Raw genomic sequence first — 15,515 nt, 5'->3', positions numbered from 1 at the left:
AATGGACAATCAAGAATTAGACAAACTTTTTCGGGAAACCACCCGGGATTTCAGGGAAACCCCTGACCCCGGGGTGTGGTCCCGGATTCGCGCCACCCTGGACCGGGAAAAAAAGACCCGGACCCTGGTACCTGTTTGGGTTCGCCTGGGTATCGCAGCAGCCTTGTTGCTGGGTGCTGTTTTCCTTTTCGCCCCCCGCGACTCCCCGGACCCGTCAAGCGCACCCATTCGCACCGAATCTCCCGTGGTTAACTCTCCGGGCGACCGGCAGGAGCCTCCGGCAAACCGGAGGACCACCCTCCCGTCAGGCCCCGAAAGCCAGTCCGGTGCAGAAGAGGAACCGAAGCGCCGGGCTGAGGGACAAGACCTGGCCGGGAAAGAAAACCAGGGCTCGTCCCCAACACCCTCACGGGAAGTGCTGGATAAAGAATCCCCCTCCCGGCCTGCATCCCTTGCGGCCTCCCGGGAAATAACCCCTGCAACCGTTACCGGAAAGGGGCAGGAAGGGGCATTGGGGCAACCCATTGCAGCGGAACCCCTTGCTGGTCGCGATGAGGAAAGGGAAAACCCGGCAGGTGTTGCTGCCCGCCCTCTGACCAAAGGGCAGGATGAGCCAGCTGTATCCTCCCTGGCGGAAAGCGGGGAGGAAAAACCTTCGATTTTCGAGGCCCTGGAAAAAAATGAAGACCCCGGTACAGAGGGGCGGAAGGGCGCGCGCTGGTCGGTAGGGCCTTCCGTGGCTCCTGTATATTTCAGTTCCTTCGGAGACGGGTCCCCAATTTCCTCTTCTTTCGTCGCCAACGAAAAATCCGGGTCTTTCAATATGAGTTATGGCCTGCAGGTGGCCTATGGGGTATCTAAAAAACTGAGCTTCAGGACGGGGATCCACCGTGTGGACTATGGGTATAATACGGAGGAAATTGGCTTTACCGCTTCCCCGGTAGGCTCCGGGAACTCCCTGATCCGGACAATTAATTATTCGGAAAACTCCAGGGACCTGGTCGTAAAGAGCATGGTCAACGGCACCCGACAGCCCGAAAACAAAGAGGCTACAGATGTTACCGCCCCCAGCCCGGTTCGTGAAGGCCGAATGGTACAGGAGTTCGGATACCTGGAAATCCCGTTGGAAATGCAATATTCCCTGATCGATAAAACCTGGGGGGTGAACCTCATCGGGGGAATGAGTTCCCTGTTCCTGGTAAACAATTCCGTAAGCCTGGAATCGTCAGGGACGGTCACGGAAGTGGGGGAAGCCACCAACATGAATTCGCTGAATTTCAGCACCAATTTCGGGGTGGGCATCTACTACCGGCTCGGCCAAAACATGGAGCTTAACGTCCTTCCCATGTTCAAATACCAGCTCAACACCTTTAGCAATACGTCCGGGAACTTCAGGCCGTATTCCGTAGGGGTGTACAGTGGGCTGAATTTTCGTTTTTAATCCGATCGGTATTTTAGTGGCCTTGCTCCCGGCCATTCAAAACCCGGGGCCAGCCAACAGGCTTTCCAACAAGAGGCTCCGAACCTGTTCCTTTAGCCGGCCCTTATCCTTCTCCTTCAGGCCCTCGCTCGGGATGAACGGATGTACCCGGGTCCGAAGCCGGCCAGGGGAACCACTGAAAAACCGGAAGGGAAACCGCTTTTTGTTGTCGTAAAAAGTGATTGGGACCACCGGGATCCGATGGGCGATAGCCATTTTAAAGGCCCCATCCTTAAAGGTGTCCAGGACCAGGGCCTCGTCTTCGGGAACGCCCCCCTCCGGGAAAATGCAAATACTGAGCCCGGCTTTCAGCCTTCGTTCTGCCCTGCGATATACGGCCGAACGGCTGCGGCTGTCTTCCCGGTCTACCAGGATACAAACCCGTTTGTAGAAAAAACCGAAAACGGGGATGTTCGCCAGTTCTTTCTTCCCCACAAAAACAAAAGGGTTCCGGCTTACCCGGAGCATCAGCATAATATCGAGCATACTGGTATGGTTGGCCACCAGCATGTAGCTCTGCCGCTTTTTTAATCGCTGGTCGTAGCGGATTTGGGGCGGACAACCCATGCCGTAGAGGATTACCGTTGCCCAAACATTGCGGGCCAGCCAGAAGAATTGCGGATAGGTCTTCTCCGATAATGAAAAGAGGATCAGGAATGGGGAAAAGAGGAATATGGGTAGGGCTACCAAAATATAGAACCAGATTCGGAACAGGGCCTGCCCTGATTTCTTAAGCACCACCAGCATGGTCGCAAAAGTAAGAATTTTAGGAGGGCTCTGGTATTTCCTTTACTTTTGTGCCCTGATAAAAGTGACATATGCCACGCATTCTCACCGGGATACAAAGCACGGGGACGCCCCATCTGGGCAATATACTGGGGGCGATCCGGCCTGCGATTTCCATGGCCTCCCAGCCGGAAAACGATTCGTACCTGTTTATTGCAGACCTGCATTCCCTTACCCAAATCAAAGACGGGAAGGTGCTGAAAGAGAACACTTACGCCACCGCTGCCGCCTGGCTCGCTTTTGGGCTGGATATCGAAAAAACGGTCTTCTACCGCCAGAGCGACGTCCCACAGGTAACGGAGCTGGCGTGGTACCTGGGCTGCTTTTTCCCCTATCAGCGACTGACCCTTGCCCATTCCTTCAAGGATAAGGCCGACCGGCTCGAGGATGTGAATGCAGGGCTTTTTTCATACCCGATGCTCATGGCTGCCGACATCCTCCTGTACGATGCGGAGTACGTCCCGGTGGGCAAAGACCAGCTGCAACACCTGGAGATGACCCGGGATGTGGCGGCAAGGTTCCATGCCCAAATGGGGGAAACCTTTGTTATGCCGGAAGCACGGGTAAATGAAAGCACAATGTACGTGCCGGGGACCGATGGGCAGAAAATGAGCAAGAGCAAGGGCAACCTGATTGATATTTTCCTTCCCGACAAGGCGCTGAAGAAACAAATTATGGGTATCGTTACCGACAGTACCCCCCTTGAAGACCCGAAAGACCCGGACTCCGATACCGTATTTGCCCTATACCGGCTGTTGGCCAACCCAGACGAAGTTGAGGCGATGCGGAACAATTACCTGGGCGGGAATTACGGGTACGGGCATGCGAAAAAGGCATTGTACGACCTTCTGGTGGAAGTTTTCGGGGAGTCCCGCGAACGTTTCCATTACTATATGGGCCACAAAAAGGAGATCGATGAGGCCCTGGAAAGCGGTGCAGCCAGGGCAAAAAAGGTAGCCGATGCCGTCCTCTCCCGGGTGAGGGAGCGGCTGGGGTATTAACCGGCGGGGTTCAGGCCGGTTTTATCCGGAATTTTTTAGCCGGGAGGGGTTCCACGATCCCTTCCAGTTCAAGGTGCAGCAACAGGGCTGCAACTTCTCCCACAGCCAGCCGGCACTCCTGTGAAATAGTATCCAGGAACTGCTCCCCCTCCCGGGCGAGGAGGGTTATGATGCGCTGCTGCTCTTCCGTAAATTTTTCCATGGGGATCTCCCGCTCCCTGGCCGGTTTCAGGCCTCCGCCGGGGGCTGACCAATTCATGGCGACCGCAAAATCCTCAGGACCATGCAGGACCTGGGCTTTCTGTTGGCGGATCAGCTCATTGCACCCCCTGCTGAAGTAATCCCCTACCCGACCCGGCACGGCAAAAACCTCCCTGTTATAGCCAAAGGCCAGGTCGGCCGTCACCAGGCTGCCGCCCCGATCAGCCGATTCCACCACCACGGTGGCTTCACTCAGCCCGGCTATGATGCGGTTCCGCCTGACGAAATTCATGGGTTCCGGCTTGGTGCCCAGCCAGAACTCGGAAAGTAACCCCCCCTGCCCCCGGATTCGTGAGGCATATTTCGCATGGGGTTCCGGGTAAATCCGGTCCAGGCCGTGCCCGAGGCAGGCAATGGTCTCCAGCCCCAGGTCCAGGGCAGCCAGCTGGGCGCAAAGGTCGATGCCATAAGCCAGGCCACTGACAATTACCGGGCGGTAGCGGGCAATCCCCTCCAGGAACTGCCTGCAAAACTCCCGTCCGTAGGGCGTCATGTTCCGGGTACCCACAATGCTGACAAAGCGCCTCCCGGCGAGGCATACTGATCCCTGAAAGAACAGAAGGACGGGCGCATCCTCGCAGTGCCTCAGCGCCTCGGGATAATCGCCGTCCCAGTAGGCCAGGCAACGGATTCCCTGTTTTTGGATATGGCCCCATTGCTCAAGGGCTTCCCGGAGGATTTGGGGGTTCGACAGGTTCTTGAGGGCCTCCTTCCGGATACCCCCCGCCTTTGGGGACCCCGATCCCGCTTCGTCAAAAATCGCCTGTGCCCCGCCGAAATGCGCGACCAGTTTCCTTGCTGTTACCGGGCCCACCCCGGGCACCCGGGTCAGGCGGAGCAAGGCTATTAACTCACTTTCCGACATTTAGCATGCATTAGATCGATGATTCACCCTGTCCGTGTTGATAAATTCCCAGAACTTCCGGTTGCCCGGACTGTTAAATTTTCACATCTTTGCCATCGTGGCCCTTGAAAAGCACATAGCGACCCTCCTGTATCGGTACCAATGCGTGGTAGTTCCGGGGTTTGGCGCCTTTTTAAGCCAAATTAAGCCCGCTACCCTGCAACGGGAAAGCAATACCTTTCACCCCCCTTCGAAAGCACTTTCTTTCAATGCCCAGTTGCGTTCCAATGATGGCCTCCTGGTATCGCATATCGCACAGGCTTCGGGCAAATCCTTTGAGGAAGCCATGGAGGAGGTAAACGACCGGTGCACCTCCTGGAAACAGCAACTGGAAGCTGAAGGCAAATTGGAACTGCCCGGCCTGGGAATCCTCCGTTTGAACAGTGAAAAAAAGATGGTCTTCCAGCCAGACACCGAAGTCAACTACCTGATGTCGGCCTTCGGGCTTGGCCCGGTTATCGCCAGTCCGGTGCTGAGGGAAGTCCTTAAGGAGGAAGTGCAGGAACTCGAAGAACATATTCCTTTCAGCATTACCCCTGAAACACGATCCATCCCGGGCCTTCGCCCGATGATGAAGTACGCGGCCATCGTGTTGCTGGCCCTTGCCACAAGCATTGGCGGGTACTCCTATTACCGGCAACAGGAAAATGCCACGGAACTCGCGCGCCAACAGGCCCAGCAAGAAGTTTCCAAAACCATTCAGGAGGCCACCTTCTTCAGCGTCGAACCCCTGGAATTGCCTTCCGTGACCCTAGAGGTGACCCAAAAGCAACAGGGGATCCACCACATCGTGGCCGGGGCCTTCCGTTTCCGTGAAAACGCGGAGAAAAAAATAGGCGCCCTTCGCGCCAAGGGATATCCCGCCCGCTATTTGGGGGAAAATGCCTATGGCCTGCACCAGGTGGTGTATGCCAGTTATTCCGATCCACAGGAGGCGCTGGATTCCCTCCGGGCCATACGCGGGAAGGAATCCCCGGATGCCTGGTTGCTTTCCCAGCGGTAGTTTCCCAATACCCTTGTGAATTTCTTCTTTGCGGAAGGCCTATCTTTGCGCCAAAATACCTCTATGAAGCCTAAAACACCCAGCGATTCCAGGACCATTATGACCGACCTGGTATTACCGAGTGAAACCAACCCGCTGAACAACCTTTTCGGGGGCGAATTGCTGGCCCGCATGGACCGGGCAGCCAGTATCGCGGCCCGTCGGCACAGTCGCCGCATTACGGTCACGGCTTCGGTGAACCATGTGGCATTTAACCGGTCTGTCCCCCTGGGGAGCGTGGTAACCGTGGAAGCGGCCATTTCCCGGACATTTCGCACCTCCATGGAAGTCTTTATCGATGTGTGGATCGAAGATCGTTACACCGGCGAGCGGACCAGGGCGAACGAAGCCATTTATACCTTCGTGGCTGTGGATGATACCGGGGTGCCTACCGAGGTGCCCCCGATCGTGCCGGAAACTGAACTGGAAAAGCAGCGCTTTGAAGCCGCGCTGAGAAGGAAACAGTTAAGCCTCGTACTAGCCGGGAAAATGAAGCCGCATGACGCGACGGAATTAAAGGCGCTCTTCATGGAATGACCCCCGGGGGCACTTCCCTGGGTGTCGAAGGACCCCATGCCGGGGGTTCCCTACAAACGGTAAATCCACTCTTCCGGATTAAGCCGCGTAGCATCCTTATACAAATAGAACTTCAGCTGGGTAAGGCCGTTAGAACGATTGGTATAAATGGTGCCCAGGGCATCCTTGGCCCTTACTTTGTCCCCCTTTTTTACGTACAGTTCGGAAAGGTTATAGTACGTGCTGATGTAGTTCCCGTGTTTGATTTGTACGCCTTTGTTCCCCCCGGGTACAGCCAAAACGGCGATAACCTCGCCTTCAAAGACTGCCCTGGCCCGGGCACCCTCATCTGTGGCGATGATTACCCCGTTGCTCTGGTGCTTCACCCCCGGGTATACCGCATCGGCATAAATCCCGTACCCCTGCTTTTTCACCCCTTTTTCCACAGGCCAGATCAGCCTCCCCTTATTGGATGAAAAATTGTTTGCAATCAGGGTCGCCTCCGGGGTGAGGGCGAATGTCGAGGAGGAAGCGGCCGTGTTCCCGCTTTCGCGGTTGGAGGCCGCAATGGCAGACCGGATAAGGCTTTCGATTTGCCGTTCAATGGCACGGGCCTCCCTCCGTTTCTGCTCGATTTCCGAAGCATAGGCGCTCTCATTGCGGCGGATAGCCTTCAACAGGCTTTGCTGGGATTCCACTTCGGCGGTTAACTGGTCTTTGATGCGCCGGTTCTGGGCGATGAGCAGTTCCTTTTCCTTGCGCTGGCGGGTAAGGTCGTTGTTCAATGCCGACAACTCCTCTGTTTTTGCAACAATCTCCTCTCCCTGTTTTTTGCGGAACTGGGTATACTGCTTCATGTATTGCAACCGCTTGAATGCCTGGAAAAACGTGGTGGAAGACATCAGGAACAGCAGCCGGTTCTGCTGCGACCGGTTCTGATACGACTTGCGGATCATTTGCGCGTAGTCTTCCTTGAGGGTTTCCAGGTCTTCCCGCAACTTGGTAATGCTCCGGATATTCGCGTTGATCTGCCGGTTGAGCAGGTTGGATTGCTGGTTGGTAACCCTGATGAGCTGCTGCTGCCGGTTGATTTTCTGGTTAAGGGCCTCCATTTGGTCCAGCACGCTTCCCTTTTGCCGGCGTTCGGCAAAGAGCAGGCGGTTGATTTCCCTGATCTCATTTTCCAGCTGTTCCTTTCTGGATTCCAGCTCCTTTTGCTCCCCGGTTTGCCCATGGGCCAGCATTCCCGCCAGGGCCAGGCCAAGGAGGAAAACGCGCTTCAGGATGTCATAGCGATTCCCTTTCACTGGAGTGCAACCGGATTAAAACCTTTTGGTATTTTAAATGGGAAGCGTAAATCCCTGTTCAATTCCACCTGTTTATAAGAGATCCCGATGGTAACCCGACCGTCTCCCTCTATGGCAGCAATTTCGACCTGGTCGGGCAGCACCTCGCCCTGTACCTCCTGATAGCTGCTATAGCGCACCTCCATCATCCGCCTGGCTTCAGGTTGCGCCAGTTGCTGGGAAGCCAGACGAAAATATCTGGGTTCGATCTTTAAGAAAAGCTTGTAGAGGTCAAGGGACGGTTTGGGCTTTAATTCATAGGTGTCGGCTGTATATTGCAATTCATAATTTCGGCCCTGCAGGGAAACCATGGATTGGCCCAGCAACAGGTTCTGGAGCTTTTCAAAATCGATTTCTGCCCCAAGCAACCTGCTCAGATAGGAAAAATCGCCATCGAAAAATTCGTTGTTGAGTTTATTGTAGTACGAAACCCGTTGGGGGGTAATGTACACCTTGATCACCCCAAGGGGGGCACTCATCCAGATGACCTCGTTTCGTTTCATCCTGAGGCTTACCGTAACGCTCTGGGATTCCTCCCCATCCGAATAATCGATTCCAAGCCGCCCGCTCAGGGTCCTGAACCGGCTGCTGCCCGCTTCATGATTTCGGATAATCCCCTTTATAGACAGGCTTTCATTTACGCTTCCATCGGCCAGCAGGCGCGTCGAGCCACAGGAAGACAGCGCCAATAAGGCTGCAATGCACATTGCCAATATGTTCTTACCCCTGTTCATGAGCCCGATTTAAGCTTGTTTACATACGTCCGGGCCTTCTCCGCCTCCCCCAGGTAGGTATAGGCTTCGGCAAGGGCGCTGTATATCTTGCGCGCCACCTCCGAATTCCCTACCAAAAGGCTTTCCCCTTCTTCCAGGATGCTGACGGCTTCCCGCGGGCGGTCCTGCCGGAGTTTTGCCATGCCGTATGCGTAGTAAAAATACGGTTGAAGCGGATAGGTTTCAATGGCGCCCTCGCTCATTTTTTCAAGGGAGGGCCATTGACCGGCTTCCAACAGCGATTCCAACTCCTGTTCGAGGTTCGCCACAGAGCCCCTGCCCGGGTCCGGTTCCTTCGCTTCCTGCCCCCCGGTGGAGTTTATAGAAGCCCGGCCCCCGGCCTTCATCCGGGATGCCCGTTCCCTGAGGTTTTCAACCTCCGGGCCTGGGGGCATCCTGCTGAGCTCCGCTTCTGCCGCCTCTGCCTTTCCGGAATCGAGGTACCAGCGCGCCAGGTTGAGCCGGAATTCCGGAAGTCCGGCAGGAAGGGTTTCCCGGTGGGTATCCAGGGGTTTATGTTGCTTTTCAAGGGCCTCCATGAAGGTTTGAAGGAACCAGTAGTTCCCCGGACGGGCACGGAGGGCTTCGAGGGCGTAGTCTTCGGCTTCCGGATATTTCTTTTCCAGGATCATTACCCGCGCCAATTCGAAATCTACTACCGGGTTGCCGGGGTCAATCTGCCGTGCTTCCAGCAAAAGGGTTTCTGCACGGTCATAGTTTTCTATGCCTTTTTGCTTCAGGGCCTCAAAAAAGGCTTCTTGAAACCGATCGGTATACTCGTCGGCAGACCATTCAGCGCTCCCTTCCTCCTGCCCGTATCCCGAAAGGCCTCCCAGGACAATCCCCAGAATCCAACATATTTTTAGGATACCTGCCATATTCCACGTTCATTTCATCAATTCCTGCCCGTACTTCCAAAGCCCCCGCTGCCCCTTTGGGTGCTGTTCAGGGCTTCCACTTCAATCCATTCTGCCTGCTCATGGCGGGCAATCACCATTTGGGCAATGCGATCCCCGTGCTCAATGGTGACTGCTTCCGGGGACAGGTTTACAAGAATCACGCCAATCTCACCCCGGTAATCCGCATCAATGGTGCCCGGGCTGTTGAGGACCGTTATCCCCTGCCTGGCCGCCAGGCCGCTCCTCGGGCGTATCTGGGCTTCATACCCCTCGGGGAGTTCCAGGTACAGGCCTGTCCCCACCACTGCGCGCTCCAGGGATTCCAGTCGTACCGGAGCCTCGAGTTGTGCCCGCAAATCCATCCCGGCGGAAGCACTGGTCTGGTACGACGGCAGCTCATGTTGCGATTTGTTGATGATCCTTACCTTCATTTTCCTCGGATTAACTTTATCAGGACTTCTTTCTCCATGCGGTACAACAACCCCAAAAATACTAAAAGTAAAAGCAGGCCTGGAAACAACCTCCTGTTAAATACATAAAAGGACAACCCCGAGAAAAGCAGGGATATGCCCAGGTAAAATCCGATTTTTCTCAGGTTATAGGGAATAGGGTAATACCTCCGGCCAAGGAAGTACGACAGCAGCATCATGCTGCCATAAGCCGCCAGGGTTGCCCAGGCGGATGCAAAATAGCTATAGGCGGGAATGAATAAAAAATTGACCACAACGGTAATGATCGCCCCCACAAGTGAAATGACCGCCCCGAACCGGGTCCGGTCCGTCACCTTATACCAAACGGAGAGGTTGTGGTAGATCCCCAGGAAAAAACTGGCGAGCAATACGATGGGCACAATGGCCATAGCCTCCCAATACGCCTGGTCCCTGATGAACAGTTCCTTTAAAAGGTCAGCAAAAACCACTACCGCGAGCAGGATTACGCTTCCCAACACCACAAAATAGTTTGTGATCTGCGCGTAAGCCCGGCTGGGATTGTCGGAAGTGGCGTGGCTGAAAAAAAACGGTTCGATCCCCAGCCGGAACGCTGTGGCAAAAAGCGTCATGAACATGGCCAGGCGGTAGCAGGCTGCATATTTGCCCATTTCCGTTTTGGCGATATCGGCCGGAAGCAACTCGGTAAGCAGATATTTATCAAAAACCTCATTAATGGTAAAAGCGATCCCTGCCAGCATAACCGGGAACCCGTACGAGAGCATCCTTTTTAGCAGGTCTTTGTCGAAAACCAGGGAGAGGCGAAGGTAATTCCCGCTGAGGATCAACAAAGTAATGCCGCTGGCAATAACATTGGAAATCAAGATATAGGGCACCTCATACCCGGGGCGGTAGAGCGCCTCCCAGATTCCTCCCTCCGCCCCTCCGGCCAATTCGGGGAGCAGGAGCAAAAAGAATAGGTTGAACCCCATATTCACACAGATGTTGGCAATCTTGACCACGGCATACAGTGCAGGGCGTTCGGTGGCCCGCAACCGCGCAAAAGGGATGATCACCAGGGCGTCGAGGCACAGGATCCCTATAAAATAGCCGAGATAGCGCAATTCGATGTTGAGGAATTGCGACAACTCCCCGCGCAGCATCAGGGCGGCCAATAAAAAGACCAGGGTAGAACTGCCCACGGCGATCAGGGAAGTGGACAGTACCTTCTCCTTATCCGGTTCCTTGTTGTAAAACCTGAAAAAAGAGGTCTCCATCCCATAGGCGAGCAGGACGTTGAAAATTGCAAACCACACGAAGATCAGGGAAACCTCTCCATATACCCCCGGAGGCATTACAGAAGAGTATAGCGGAAGCAGCAAAAAGGAAAGCATTCGGGGCAGGACGGTCGCCAGGCCATAGATGAACGTCTGCTTGAATAGTTTTCGGAAAAGCTTCAACTAGGAATTCGTTAGATCCAATATCTAAATTAGGGAATTACCCCAAGCCGGCAAAGTTATCCCTGGGGCCTTCCCGGGTAAATCCGGCCCCGTTTTTCCCGTACCCCGGATACCCTGGTGTAGTATTGTTTGCCGTCTGCCTCCAGGGTATAGGATATCACTGCCTCATCGGGCCTGAGGTCAAAAGGAAAGTCTCCCCCGGCTGGCAGGGGCATCGGGGGCTGATTGCCAACTTCCCGGGTCGAATCCGCATGCATCACCAGGTCGGGTTTTTGCCGCAGGTCTTCGGCAAATAGCATAAAGCCTGTTTCCGAGTCCCGTACTTCCAGGGGGTAGACCCTGCCCCGGAAATACAGGGAATCGATGCGGATGGCCGAAGGGTCCTGCGGGGCCCACCGGGCCGTGAAACGCATTCCGTAACCGCTTTCTTCCCGCCCCCCCTGCCAGTATTCCACAGTGGGTGCGTTTACTATAAACGGAGGGTCGCCTTCCAGCGCCTTTTGCGAACTGCAGCTCATAAGTCCAAGGGTGGACAGGAAGATACCCAAAAAAAGTGTTTTCATAATGCCTATGCTTTGCTCCTGGTAAAGATAGGGTACCAAATTTGATGCCAAAGCTCCGGCAGCTTTGATTTGCGCCCCGTAACCCCAGGCCTTATGGCCTTGCGGCATGAAACCGGAGCGCATGAAAAACCCCGGCCAGCCGGCCGGGGTTCCTTCCTTTGCGGATATGCGTTTGACTATCCCTTGGCAAGAGCTTCCGCCCCTCCCACGATTTCAAGGATTTCATTGGTAATAGCCGCCTGCCTTGCCTTGTTGTAGGTGAGGGTCAGCTGGTCCTTCATCTCTGAGGCATTATCGGTGGCCTTGTGCATGGCGGTCATCCGGGCGCCGTGTTCGCTGGCAAAAGAATCCCTTACGGCCTTGTACAGTTGTGTTTTCAGCGATTTGGGGATCAATTGCTCCACGATTTCCGCCTCGGAAGGCTCGAAAATGTAATCTGCACTGCCACGCTCCCCATCGGTAAGCGGTTGAATGGGCAGAAACTGCTCTGTCGTTACGATTTGGGTGGCCGCATTTTTGAACCGGTTGTAAACCAGTACAATGCGATCGTAAGTCCCTTCCGAAAAATTTGCCATCAGGGTATCCGCAATTGCGGAAACCTCCTCGAAGGTCAGGTTGTCGAATACTTCATTATGGTTGGCAACGACGGTAAACCGTTTGCGAAGCAGATCATGGGCTTTCTTCCCTATGGTCAGGAAGTCAACCTGTTTCCCGGCATACAACTCCCGCGCCAGCACAGTACCCTGCTTCACAATATTGGCGTTAAAAGCGCCGCAAAGCCCCCTGTTGGAACTCACCGCCACCACCAGCACCTTCCTGACTTCCCGTACCTCGGCATACGCGCTGCCGCTATCGACGTCCAGGTTGGCGCTCAGGTTCTGGAGCAGTTCGGTGAGCTTGTCGGCGTAAGGCCGCATGGCGGTAATCGCATCCTGGGCCTTCTTCAATTTGGCCGCCGATACCATCTTCATGGCACTGGTAATCTGCATGGTCGAAGAGACCGATGCGATACGGTTGCGTATTTCCTTTAAGTTTGCCATAATTCCGTTATGCGTTACTCGGTTGGTTGCAGCAGGGAAACTGCGACCCGGTTATTCTTACCCCTTGTATTTGGCGGCAAGGTCCTTGCACACTGCAGTCAGGGTATCGGTAATCTCATCGGTCAACTTGCCTTCCTTGAGCTGGTCGAGGACGTCGCGGTGCTTGGCGTTGAGGAACTCCAGGTAATCCCGCTCGAACTCCTTTACCTTTTCCACGGGAACATTCCTGAGCAAATTCTTGGACCCGGCATAGATAATGGCGATCTGGTCTTCTACCGTAAAGGGGTCGTTCTGGGCTTGCTTCAGGATTTCGACGTTCCTGCGCCCTTTTTCGATTACGTTCAGGGTTGCAGCGTCGAGATCGGAGCCAAATTTTGCAAATGCCTCCAGTTCCCGGAACTGGGCCTGGTCGAGTTTCAGGGTCCCGGCCACTTTTTTCATCGACTTGATCTGGGCAGACCCCCCAACCCGGGATACGGAAATCCCCACGTTGATCGCCGGACGAACCCCCTGGTTGAAGAGGTCCTGTTCCAGGAAGATCTGGCCATCGGTAATGGAAATTACGTTGGTCGGGATATAGGCGGAAACGTCCCCGGCCTGGGTTTCGATAATCGGAAGGGCCGTAAGGGAGCCCCCTCCCTTTACCTTGCCTTTGAGGCTTTCGGGAAGGTCGTTCATTTTCTGGGCGATGCTGTCATCATTGATGATTTTCGCAGAACGCTCCAGCAAACGGGAGTGCAGGTAAAACACATCCCCGGGGTAGGCCTCACGTCCGGGTGGCCTCCTCAACAGCAGCGAAATCTCGCGATACGCCACGGCCTGTTTGGAAAGGTCATCGTAAATGATCAGCGCAGGACGCCCGGTATCGCGGAAATACTCCCCGATGGCAGCCCCGGCAAATGGCGCATATACCTGCATGGCTGCAGGGTCAGAAGCATTCGCTGCCACGATGGTGGTATATGCGAGTGCCCCCTTGTCTTCCAGGGTCTTGGCAATGGCAGCCACAGTAGAGGCCTTTTGACCGATGGCGACATAGATACAATAAACCGGCTTCCCGGCATCGTAGAATTCCTTTTGGTTGATGATGGTATCGATGCACACGGTGGTCTTACCGGTCTGACGGTCCCCGATCACCAACTCCCGCTGCCCGCGACCCACGGGAATCATGGCGTCAATCGCCTTTATCCCGGTCTGCAGGGGCTCGTTTACCGGCTGGCGGTAGATGACCCCGGGGGCCTTGCGCTCCAGAGGCATCTGGGCGAGTTCCCCGGTTATGGGGCCCTTTCCGTCGATGGGGTTTCCCAGGGCGTCCACCACACGGCCAACAATCCCCTCCCCGACTTTGATGGAGGCAATCCGTTGGGTCCGCTTTACGGTAGCGCCCTCTCCAATGGCTTTGTATGGCCCCAGAAGTACCACCCCCACGTTATCTTCCTCAAGGTTCAGGACGATCCCTTCCAGGCCGCCCTCGAATTCCACCAATTCCCCGTACTGGGCATTGGACAAACCGTATACCCTCGCAATACCATCCCCGATCTGAAGGACGGTTCCCACTTCGTCAAGGGTGGCTGTCGCTTCGAAACCAGATAATTGCTTCTTTAAGATTGCTGAAACCTCAGCGGCTTTGATTCCTGCCATTTTCAATAGATATAAAAAAGCGAACCACCTCTGTGGCCCGGGTTATGTATTTATTTCTGTAAAAGTTCTCGTTTCAGGTGGTCCAGTTTACTGGAAAGGCTGGCGTTGTACTCCAGGTCCCCCACCCTGAGGATAAAGCCCCCGATAAGGGCCGGGTCTACCTGTTGCTCCAAAACCACCGCTTTCCCTGTGATGGCCTTGAGTTGCCCGAGTATTTTTTCTTCCAGTGCCGTATCCAGGGGAACCGCCGTGATCACCCTGGCGACTTCCTGTCCTTTCAGCTGTTCGCTTAGCGAGATAAACTGAGCAGCCACCTCGCCCAATATGGGAATCCTCTTTTTATCAGACAAAAGCTGAAAAAGCTTGCCCGTAAGGGGGTCTGCCGATTTAAAAAGGGCTGAAAGGGCACTCTTTTTATCAGCTGCTTCGAGGACAGGGCTTTGCAGCACCTCCTTAAGGGTATCGTTTTCCTGTATGGTATCCTTTACAAGGTGCATATCGGCTTCCACCTCCCTGAGCTTTTTCTGCTCCTGGGCCAGGTCGAGGAGGGCCTTGGCATACCGGTACGCTGCTCGCTGTTCGCTCATGCCTTAACGCAATTTAATGTCGTCGACCAGCTGGTCAACTAACTTCAGTTGACGGTCTTTGTTTTCGAGCTGGGCCTGAAGGACCTTTTCGGCAATCTCCACGGAGAAGGACGCCACCTGGTTCTTGATATCGGCGATGGCGGCCTTTTTTTCGCCTTCTATACTTTCCTGCGCCTGGCGCACAATCTTATCCCCTTCGGCCTGGGCCTGGGCCCTGGCGTCGGCGATCATCTTATCCTTGATTTCGCGCGCTTCTTTCAGCAGGGCTTCCCGCTCGGCGCGGGCCTGTTGAAGCAGCCTTTCGCTGTCTGCCGAAACATTCTGCATCTCCTTTTTGGCATCCTCAGCGGCGGCAAGCGCGCTCCTGATCCCCTGTTCCCGCTCGTTGACGGCCCTGAGGATCGGTTTCCAGGCGAACTTGCGCAGCAACAACAGCAGCAACACAAAAAGGACAATTTGCCAGAAGAACAGGCCTATTGAAAATTCGTTGATCAGTTTTTCCATGGGTTTCCCTTTATACTCTGTTTACCATAAAACCCAGCCAATCCGGACCAACCGTCCGGATTGTCCGGGCATGGGGTTGGTTACCCGGCAAAAATTGCCGCGAAACCAATTCCTTCGATAAGGGCCGCCGCAATCAGCATCGCGGTTTGGATCTTACCGTAAGCCTCAGGCTGGCGGGCGATAGCTTCCATCGCACGTCCTCCGATCATCCCGATGCCGATTCCGGCACCGATTACGGCAAGCCCTGCACCTATTACGCTTGGAATTTCCATAAAACAAGTATTAAT

17 protein-coding genes are annotated in these 15,515 nt (G+C 54.9%); 4 read left to right on the top strand and 13 right to left on the bottom strand.

Annotation, left to right across the window (positions count from 1 at the left end; translation table 11 throughout):
- Position 1: 1 nt before the first annotated feature.
- Positions 2 to 1,441, top strand: a complete 1,440-nt coding sequence (locus NG653_RS05365; protein WP_252740651.1) for a hypothetical protein — start codon at positions 2 to 4, stop codon at positions 1,439 to 1,441.
- Between the two features lie 36 nt (positions 1,442 to 1,477).
- Here NG653_RS05365 and NG653_RS05360 read toward each other — a convergent pair whose 3' ends face one another.
- Positions 1,478 to 2,227, bottom strand: a complete 750-nt coding sequence (locus NG653_RS05360; RefSeq protein WP_252740650.1) for a lysophospholipid acyltransferase family protein — start codon at positions 2,225 to 2,227, stop codon at positions 1,478 to 1,480.
- Between the two features lie 71 nt (positions 2,228 to 2,298).
- Between NG653_RS05360 and trpS the strand changes: the two genes are divergently transcribed.
- Positions 2,299 to 3,267 (top strand): tryptophan--tRNA ligase, encoded by a 969-nt coding sequence (gene trpS, locus NG653_RS05355; RefSeq protein WP_252740649.1) that lies wholly within the window; start codon positions 2,299 to 2,301, stop codon positions 3,265 to 3,267.
- Between the two features lie 10 nt (positions 3,268 to 3,277).
- Here trpS and dprA read toward each other — a convergent pair whose 3' ends face one another.
- On the bottom strand, positions 3,278 to 4,393 hold the full coding sequence (dprA, locus tag NG653_RS05350) for a DNA-processing protein DprA (RefSeq protein WP_252740648.1): 1,116 nt from the start codon (positions 4,391 to 4,393) through the stop codon (positions 3,278 to 3,280).
- A gap of 61 nt (positions 4,394 to 4,454) precedes the next feature.
- Between dprA and NG653_RS05345 the strand changes: the two genes are divergently transcribed.
- On the top strand, positions 4,455 to 5,435 hold the full coding sequence (locus NG653_RS05345; RefSeq protein ID WP_252740647.1) for an HU domain-containing protein: 981 nt from the start codon (positions 4,455 to 4,457) through the stop codon (positions 5,433 to 5,435).
- A gap of 63 nt (positions 5,436 to 5,498) precedes the next feature.
- A complete protein-coding gene (locus NG653_RS05340; protein ID WP_252740646.1) occupies positions 5,499 to 6,011 on the top strand; it encodes an acyl-CoA thioesterase in 513 nt (170 codons plus the stop codon).
- Positions 6,012 to 6,061: 50 nt separating this feature from the next.
- On the opposite strand, the gene NG653_RS05335 is transcribed toward NG653_RS05340, so the two are convergent.
- The 11 genes from NG653_RS05335 to atpE all read right to left on the bottom strand — a co-directional run bounded on the left by NG653_RS05335 (position 6,062) and on the right by atpE (position 15,500).
- Positions 6,062 to 7,234: a murein hydrolase activator EnvC family protein gene (locus tag NG653_RS05335; RefSeq protein WP_252740780.1), complete on the bottom strand. Its 1,173-nt coding sequence runs from the start codon at positions 7,232 to 7,234 to the stop codon at positions 6,062 to 6,064.
- A gap of 59 nt (positions 7,235 to 7,293) precedes the next feature.
- Positions 7,294 to 8,043, bottom strand: a complete 750-nt coding sequence (gene lolB1, locus NG653_RS05330; RefSeq protein ID WP_252740645.1) for a lipoprotein insertase outer membrane protein LolB1 — start codon at positions 8,041 to 8,043, stop codon at positions 7,294 to 7,296.
- 23 nt (positions 8,044 to 8,066) lie between these two features.
- Positions 8,067 to 8,987 (bottom strand): tetratricopeptide repeat protein, encoded by a 921-nt coding sequence (locus NG653_RS05325; RefSeq protein WP_252740644.1) that lies wholly within the window; start codon positions 8,985 to 8,987, stop codon positions 8,067 to 8,069.
- 17 nt (positions 8,988 to 9,004) lie between these two features.
- Positions 9,005 to 9,439 (bottom strand): dUTP diphosphatase, encoded by a 435-nt coding sequence (dut, locus tag NG653_RS05320; protein WP_252740643.1) that lies wholly within the window; start codon positions 9,437 to 9,439, stop codon positions 9,005 to 9,007.
- A complete protein-coding gene (locus tag NG653_RS05315; protein ID WP_252740642.1) occupies positions 9,436 to 10,896 on the bottom strand; it encodes a lipopolysaccharide biosynthesis protein in 1,461 nt (486 codons plus the stop codon). Before NG653_RS05315 ends, dut begins: the two co-directional genes overlap by 4 nt.
- 56 nt (positions 10,897 to 10,952) lie before the next feature.
- A complete protein-coding gene (locus NG653_RS05310) occupies positions 10,953 to 11,459 on the bottom strand; it encodes a hypothetical protein (protein WP_252740641.1) in 507 nt (168 codons plus the stop codon).
- A 176-nt stretch (positions 11,460 to 11,635) separates the two neighbouring features.
- Complete coding sequence (atpG, locus tag NG653_RS05305) at positions 11,636 to 12,499, bottom strand: ATP synthase F1 subunit gamma (RefSeq protein WP_252740640.1); 864 nt, start codon at positions 12,497 to 12,499, stop codon at positions 11,636 to 11,638.
- A gap of 57 nt (positions 12,500 to 12,556) precedes the next feature.
- Entirely contained in the window at positions 12,557 to 14,137 is a 1,581-nt protein-coding gene (atpA, locus tag NG653_RS05300) for a F0F1 ATP synthase subunit alpha (protein ID WP_252740639.1), read from the bottom strand.
- A gap of 50 nt (positions 14,138 to 14,187) precedes the next feature.
- Positions 14,188 to 14,724, bottom strand: a complete 537-nt coding sequence (atpH, locus tag NG653_RS05295; RefSeq protein WP_252740638.1) for an ATP synthase F1 subunit delta — start codon at positions 14,722 to 14,724, stop codon at positions 14,188 to 14,190.
- Between the two features lie 3 nt (positions 14,725 to 14,727).
- Positions 14,728 to 15,228 carry a F0F1 ATP synthase subunit B gene (locus NG653_RS05290; RefSeq protein WP_252740637.1) on the bottom strand — a complete coding sequence of 167 codons (501 nt, stop codon included), beginning with the start codon at positions 15,226 to 15,228 and terminating at the stop codon, positions 14,728 to 14,730.
- 80 nt (positions 15,229 to 15,308) lie between these two features.
- Entirely contained in the window at positions 15,309 to 15,500 is a 192-nt protein-coding gene (gene atpE, locus NG653_RS05285) for an ATP synthase F0 subunit C (RefSeq protein ID WP_092981331.1), read from the bottom strand.
- Positions 15,501 to 15,515 lie beyond the last annotated feature (15 nt).

Origin of the sequence: Robiginitalea marina (genome assembly GCF_024006985.1) — a bacterium.
GTDB lineage: Bacteria > Bacteroidota > Bacteroidia > Flavobacteriales > Flavobacteriaceae > Robiginitalea > Robiginitalea marina.
This window is presented reverse-complemented; position numbering and strand designations above follow the sequence as displayed.

What these genes read in the sequence shown, in the direction of transcription:
- NG653_RS05365 (WP_252740651.1), top strand. Translation starts at nt 2, where the DNA reads ATGGACAATCAAGAATTAGACAAACTTTTTCGGGAAACCACCCGGGAT.
- NG653_RS05360 (WP_252740650.1), bottom strand. Translation starts at nt 2,227, where the DNA reads ATGCTGGTGGTGCTTAAGAAATCAGGGCAGGCCCTGTTCCGAATCTGG.
- trpS (WP_252740649.1), top strand. Translation starts at nt 2,299, where the DNA reads ATGCCACGCATTCTCACCGGGATACAAAGCACGGGGACGCCCCATCTG.
- dprA (WP_252740648.1), bottom strand. Translation starts at nt 4,393, where the DNA reads ATGTCGGAAAGTGAGTTAATAGCCTTGCTCCGCCTGACCCGGGTGCCC.
- NG653_RS05340 (WP_252740646.1), top strand. Translation starts at nt 5,499, where the DNA reads ATGAAGCCTAAAACACCCAGCGATTCCAGGACCATTATGACCGACCTG.
- NG653_RS05335 (WP_252740780.1), bottom strand. Translation starts at nt 7,234, where the DNA reads ATGCTGGCCCATGGGCAAACCGGGGAGCAAAAGGAGCTGGAATCCAGA.
- lolB1 (WP_252740645.1), bottom strand. Translation starts at nt 8,043, where the DNA reads ATGTGCATTGCAGCCTTATTGGCGCTGTCTTCCTGTGGCTCGACGCGC.
- NG653_RS05325 (WP_252740644.1), bottom strand. Translation starts at nt 8,987, where the DNA reads ATGGCAGGTATCCTAAAAATATGTTGGATTCTGGGGATTGTCCTGGGA.
- dut (WP_252740643.1), bottom strand. Translation starts at nt 9,439, where the DNA reads ATGAAGGTAAGGATCATCAACAAATCGCAACATGAGCTGCCGTCGTAC.
- NG653_RS05310 (WP_252740641.1), bottom strand. Translation starts at nt 11,459, where the DNA reads ATGAAAACACTTTTTTTGGGTATCTTCCTGTCCACCCTTGGACTTATG.
- atpG (WP_252740640.1), bottom strand. Translation starts at nt 12,499, where the DNA reads ATGGCAAACTTAAAGGAAATACGCAACCGTATCGCATCGGTCTCTTCG.
- atpA (WP_252740639.1), bottom strand. Translation starts at nt 14,137, where the DNA reads ATGGCAGGAATCAAAGCCGCTGAGGTTTCAGCAATCTTAAAGAAGCAA.
- atpH (WP_252740638.1), bottom strand. Translation starts at nt 14,724, where the DNA reads ATGAGCGAACAGCGAGCAGCGTACCGGTATGCCAAGGCCCTCCTCGAC.
- NG653_RS05290 (WP_252740637.1), bottom strand. Translation starts at nt 15,228, where the DNA reads ATGGAAAAACTGATCAACGAATTTTCAATAGGCCTGTTCTTCTGGCAA.
- atpE (WP_092981331.1), bottom strand. Translation starts at nt 15,500, where the DNA reads ATGGAAATTCCAAGCGTAATAGGTGCAGGGCTTGCCGTAATCGGTGCC.